1 protein-coding gene is annotated in these 894 nt (G+C 45.9%); it reads right to left on the bottom strand.

Features of this window, described 5'->3' with window-relative positions; genetic code table 11:
* On the bottom strand, positions 1-894 hold an 894-nt coding region (gene tnpC, locus M3210_RS20020; RefSeq protein WP_251518052.1), incomplete at both ends, for an IS66 family transposase.

The raw sequence follows: 894 nt of genomic DNA, 5'->3' as shown, positions 1-894 counted from the left end.
CCTTTACGTGGGTTGTTTTCGCCGATTCAGGAAGAGCCTGAAGGGCTTCCGTGAATTTGCGTCTGGCATGCGCCAAACAACCAACCAAGGTAACTCCAGCTATACCATTGTAACCTGCATAGCCATCCACATGGATATATCCCTGGAAATCCTTCAGAAATCGGGAAGGATGTTTGGCTGCACGAGTACGCTGGTAATCATACAAGATGATTGCAGGACTCATCCGACCTGTACGATAAAGCCACATATAAGATTTGGAAGTGGCTGGCCGATCGGGTTCCGAAAGGACCTGAAGGCTCGTCTCATCCGCATGCAAAATATCCTGTTTCAGGAGATGTTCTCGCATCTGATCATAGATGGGACTTAACCAGGTATTGGCTCCATAGAGTATCCAATTGGATAAGGTTTGCCGGGATAAGGAAATGCCAAATCGCTCCATATGTTTCTCTTGGCGGTGTAAAGGCATACTTTCCACGTATTTTTGTGTCATCGTGTATGCCATCGCAGATGGGGATGCCAAACTTCTAGGGAAAACAGGAGCGGGCATTTTCGCTGTGACAATTGGAGTCTCCAATTCATTCCGTTCACAATGACGGCAACCATATACATACTGTACATGTTCCTTCAGTTTCACTTGTGCCGGGATGACTTCTATTTCCCTGCGTACTTGCGTACTCATTTCATGTAGAGGACCAGCGCAACACGAACAGACCTGTTCCTCAGCTGATAGACGATATTCAATCGTTTCTGTAGGCAGGTTTTCAAACTTATCATCTCGACGATCTCGCTTTTTTCGTGTAATCGTAATGGTTTCGAGCGTTGGTTCTTCGATTTCTGGATTCGCAGTATCTTCAGCTTCATTGAAAAGGGAAAGTTGATCTGGATTGGTCTTCT

This window comes from Oceanobacillus luteolus, assembly GCF_023715655.1.
Classification (GTDB): domain Bacteria; phylum Bacillota; class Bacilli; order Bacillales; family Amphibacillaceae; genus Oceanobacillus; species Oceanobacillus luteolus.
The sequence above is the reverse complement of the archived record's forward strand: the minus strand, read 5'-3'. Positions and strand labels throughout refer to the sequence as shown.